This is a genomic window from Blautia sp. ZXY-1-C6 (assembly GCF_056339875.1).
Genome location: NZ_JBWJVQ010000144.1, coordinates 1 through 4693, shown reverse-complemented (window position 1 = coordinate 4693; position 4693 = coordinate 1). Strand labels below are relative to the sequence as shown.

Below are 4693 nucleotides of genomic sequence, written 5' to 3'. Positions count from 1 at the left end.
CGGTGTATGAACAGTAACATTATACTATCTCTCTCTCCAAAAGTACAGTTATTCATACATTCTTTTGCTGCCGGATATATTACCAGAATTACTGTTCACTCTGTTCTCAGCAACAAATGAATGACAGTGTAGTAGAATAAGCTTCCCCATATTTCTGCCATAATACATATCACAGATATATCTGTCCGGTGCTTCACAATAACAGACTGCCGGACAGTTACCCGGAAACTTCTTTTGTTGTCGGCAGAGATCGGAGGCACTTATGTTAGAGCAGATTTTTCTCGGATTTACAGGACTATGTTCCGGTTTTATTATTGCCGGAGGACTAACCGGTCTTATGATCGGCCTTTCTATTATTCCCAGATATGCAGGAATTACCCACACAGCAGATCATATATTGCTGTACGAAGACATCACATTCTGGGGAACCGAACTTGGAAACCTGTTCTTTCTTTTTCACTGGAATATCCGGTTCGGCACCCCGTTTCTGATTCTGTACGGGCTCTTTTCAGGGATTTTCCTTGGTGGATGGATCATGGCCCTGGCAGAGATGGCAGATATTTTCCCTATCTTTGCCAGAAGAAGCAGATTCCAGAGAGGTCTTTCTTTTACAATCCTGTGCATAGCCGCCGGCAAAACTGTCGGGGCACTGATTTACTATTATAACGGATGGCTGCCATAATTTCCAGCTAATCTTTAACATCAGTGCCAAAAAAGCAGCAATCGATTACTCTTTACTCCGTTCTCAGTAACCTGGTGTGCCAAAATTCCGGATTTTCAATCAGAAAGGTTTTATATTATGTCAGACAATAATCTCAGTCAGAAAAAACAGAAACAATATGAAGAATACGTAAAAGCAGTCACTCCTGTCCACAGCCTGCCACTGAATATGTGCAAAGCCTTTTTCACAGGCGGAGTCATCTGTGTTGTTGGACAGGTCATCTTAAATTACGCAGATAACCTTGGGCTGGACAAAGATACCGCCGGCTCCTGGTGTTCCCTTATCCTGATCCTTTTCAGTGTGATCCTCACAGGATGTAATCTTTATTCCAAAATCGGCAGATTCGGCGGTGCCGGAAGCCTTGTCCCGATCACCGGTTTTGCCAATTCCGTAGCTTCCTCTGCAATCGAATATAAGGCAGAAGGACAGGTATTCGGCATCGGATGCAAAATATTTACGATCGCAGGACCCGTAATTCTTTATGGAATCCTGAGTTCATGGATTCTCGGTGTGATTTATTATCTTTTTACAATGATCCCGTAACTATTCAGCATCCATATCCTGAGAGGTGTTTTTGCATAAGAATCATACAATTATACAAGGAGGTTTCCTATGAACAGACAAATGACCTGCGGTACATCCAGCATTTCATTTCAGAATCCTGTCTTTATCCAGAGCTGTGCTTCTGTTGTCAGCCGGAAAGAAGGAGAAGGGCCATTGGGCGCATACTTTGATACCATATGTGAAGATCCCATGTTTGGAACAGATACCTGGGAAGCTGCAGAAAGCACTCTGCAAAAACAGGCCGCTCTGCTGGCAATCAAAAAAAACGGCCTCACCTGTTCCGATATACAGCTTCTTTTTGCAGGCGACCTGCTGGCTCAGACATCAGCCTCTTCTTTCGGAACCGCTGATCTGAAAATTCCTTTTTACGGTCTTTTCGGAGCATGCTCCACTATGGGAGAATCTCTTTCCCTTGGTTCAATGTGTATCGACGGCGGGTACGGAAAATATATCCTCTGCGCAACTTCCAGCCACTTTGCCAGCGCAGAAAAAGAATTTCGTTTTCCCCTGGGATATGGAAATCAAAGGCCCTTATCTGCTACCTGGACAGTCACCGGTGCCGGAGCCTGTATACTTGGATATGAACCGCCACCACGCCCGGACAACAAAACACTAAACACACTCCGTAACCGCAATATCTGTGCAGTTATAACAGGAATCACCACCGGAAGACTGATTGACTTTGGGTTCAGGGATTCCCTCAATATGGGAGCTTGCATGGCTCCTGCTGCCTGCGACACCATAGCCCGAAATCTTCAGGATTTTCACCGAAAACCATCCGATTATGATGCCATCTTCACCGGTGACCTGGGCATGGTAGGACAGACAATCCTGTTCGACCTTCTCACAGAAAAAGGATTTGATATCTCATCTGTCCATCAGGACTGCGGTATGCTGATCTATGATCCTCAGACTCAGGATACACATTCCGGCGGCAGTGGATGTGGATGTGCCGCCTCTGTTCTGGCAGGCTATATTCTTCCGGGTATTATACAAAAAAAATGGAAAAGGATTCTCTTTGTTCCCACAGGTGCCCTTCTGTCAAAGGTAAGCTTCAACGAGGGGGATCCAATTCCCGGTATCGCACACGCTGTTGTAATAGAACAGTACAGGGTTCCGGATATGATGTAGATACAGAAATTTTTTCAGGAGGAAAAATACATGGACTATTTTAATGCATTCTGGACAGGCGGACTGATCTGTGCCCTGGTACAGATTCTTCTGGACAGGACAAAGCTTATGCCCGGACGGATCATGGTACTTCTGGTATGTACAGGCTCTGTTTTAAGCGCTGTCGGAATCTATCAGCCATTTGCAGAATTTGCCGGAGCAGGCGCTTCTGTTCCCCTGCTTGGTTTTGGCAATATCCTGTGGAAAGGAATGAAAGAATCCATTGACAAAAACGGACTGATCGGACTCTTTATGGGAGGCTTTACCGCCTGCGCGGTGGGAGTCTCCGCAGCTTTGATCTTCTCTTATCTTGCAAGCCTGATCTTCAAGCCCAAAATGAAAGGATAACATACCATGAGTGATACTCTCTATTTACAGTTAGATCAGAATATCCAGATAAACCATCCACACATTTATCTTCAGGACATTGCAAAACTTTCCTGCAGCAACAGTAAAATTCTGAATCGGCTCCGGGTGATGCCGGTTATAAATCTTGACCCGGATAAACCAGGACGTTATGTAATGTCTGTTATGGATCTGATCTCCGAAATCAAAAAAAAAGAACCGGACCTTGAAATCAATAATATTGGAGAAGCCGACTTTATCATCACTTTTAAAAACAAACCCGGTTCCGGACTTGTCTGGCAGTGGTGCAAGATTATTTTCGTCGGTCTTGCCGCCTTTTTCGGTGCAGGTTTCTCTATCATGACATTTAATAACGATGTAGATGTCGGTGGTCTCTTCTCGCAGATCTATACCCAGGTCACAGGACAGACTTCCGGTCATTTTACTGTTCTTGAAATCACTTATTCCATAGGAATCGGACTTGGGGTACTTTTCTTCTTCAATCATTTCGGTCATATGAAAATAACAGATGATCCAACACCTATGCAGATACAGATGCGTCTGTACGAGGAAAATGTTAATAAAACTCTTATCAAAGACATTGACCGTACTTCCGAAAAGTGATATACTTCGATAGCCGAGTGTTCGAAACCTTCCACTCGTAAAACAAATACTAAAGGAGATAATCAAATATGAAAAACAAAGGTACTCAGTTTCTGGCAGAAGCAGCAGTGATCGGAGCTATTTATGTGGTTCTGACTCTTTTATTCGCACCACTCAGCTATGGCGAAATTCAGATTCGCTTTTCGGAAGCACTGACCATCCTGCCATTCTTTACACCGGCTGCGATTCCGGGGTTATTTGTGGGATGTATCATTGCCAATCTCTTTGGCGGTGCCATTCCTGTAGACATTATTTTCGGAAGCATCGCAACACTGATCGGAGCAGTATTTACTTACAGACTCCGCAGCTGCAACCGTTTTCTTGCGCCGATCCCGCCGATTGTTTCCAATGCAGTCATCGTGCCATTCGTACTTCACTTCGGATACGGAGTAAATCTTCCGATTCCGCTTATGATGCTTACCGTAGGTATCGGAGAAGTAGTTTCCTGTGGTGTAGTAGGACTGATTCTTCAGACAGCCCTTCTGAAATACAAAAATGTGATCTTCAGATCACAGAGAACTGTATAACTTACGATATATAACAATAAAGATATTATAGCAAAAAGAGTGTGCAATATTATAGTAATCCGCACACTCTTTTTGTTACTGTTCACTCCGTTCACAGTAACCTCTTTTTTATTTACCTCTTCAGAGAATACTCCACCTTCTACAAGCGGTGAGTTAATTACTCCCATCTGCTTATACCTGCTTTTTAAGTTCCTTCAGAATCCGCTTTTCCATCCTTGACACTTGGACCTGGGAAATTCCCATCTCTGCCGCAATCTCTGTCTGCGTCATATCCTTAAAATATCTCATACCGATCAGCTGACGTTCTCTTGCATCCAGTTTTTTCAGGATTTCATCCAGAAAAATCCTGTTCAGTGCTGCATCCTGTCCATTTTCTTTTTCCTGGAGCCTGTCCATAAGCGAAATATCATTTCCATCTCCCTGATAGATAATTTTGTGCAAAGATTCCACTTCAGCTCCTGATTCCATCGACATCACCACTTCATCTACTGAAAGTTCTGTCGCTTTCGCAACTTCCTCCAGTATCGGTTCACGTCCCAGTTCTTTTTCCAGTGCTTCTCTCGCAGAATAAATTCTGGCACAGTTCTCTTTCAGGTTTCTGCTCACCTTAAGCATCCCGTCATCCCTCAGATAGCGTCTGATTTCACCTATGATCATGGGAACAGCATAAGTTGAAAACTTCACATCGTACGAAATATCAAAA

The 4693-nt window shown here is 43.8% G+C and carries 7 protein-coding genes; 6 read left to right on the top strand and 1 reads right to left on the bottom strand.

Going from position 1 to position 4693, the window contains the following annotated elements:
- Positions 1-262 precede the first annotated feature (262 nt).
- The 6 genes from AC075J_RS05920 (at position 263) to AC075J_RS05895 (ending at position 3990) form a co-directional block, all read left to right on the top strand.
- Complete coding sequence (locus tag AC075J_RS05920; RefSeq protein WP_008707239.1) at positions 263-682, top strand: stage V sporulation protein AB; 420 nt, start codon at positions 263-265, stop codon at positions 680-682.
- Positions 683-799: 117 nt separating this feature from the next.
- Positions 800-1264 (top strand): SpoVA/SpoVAEb family sporulation membrane protein, encoded by a 465-nt coding sequence (locus AC075J_RS05915; RefSeq protein ID WP_022381085.1) that lies wholly within the window; start codon positions 800-802, stop codon positions 1262-1264.
- A 69-nt stretch (positions 1265-1333) separates the two neighbouring features.
- Complete coding sequence (locus tag AC075J_RS05910; protein ID WP_022381086.1) at positions 1334-2416, top strand: stage V sporulation protein AD; 1083 nt, start codon at positions 1334-1336, stop codon at positions 2414-2416.
- A gap of 30 nt (positions 2417-2446) precedes the next feature.
- The gene (locus AC075J_RS05905) at positions 2447-2803 is read left to right on the top strand and encodes a SpoVA/SpoVAEb family sporulation membrane protein (RefSeq protein WP_008707235.1); all 357 of its coding nucleotides are present in this window, start codon (positions 2447-2449) and stop codon (positions 2801-2803) included.
- A gap of 6 nt (positions 2804-2809) precedes the next feature.
- On the top strand, positions 2810-3424 hold the full coding sequence (locus AC075J_RS05900; RefSeq protein WP_022381087.1) for a stage V sporulation protein AA: 615 nt from the start codon (positions 2810-2812) through the stop codon (positions 3422-3424).
- A gap of 68 nt (positions 3425-3492) precedes the next feature.
- Positions 3493-3990, top strand: a complete 498-nt coding sequence (locus AC075J_RS05895) for a QueT transporter family protein (RefSeq protein ID WP_022381088.1) — start codon at positions 3493-3495, stop codon at positions 3988-3990.
- A gap of 171 nt (positions 3991-4161) precedes the next feature.
- On the opposite strand, the gene AC075J_RS05890 is transcribed toward AC075J_RS05895, so the two are convergent.
- Positions 4162-4693 (bottom strand): sigma-70 family RNA polymerase sigma factor (locus tag AC075J_RS05890; protein ID WP_476390137.1); only part of this gene is annotated, 532 nt, incomplete at its 5' end.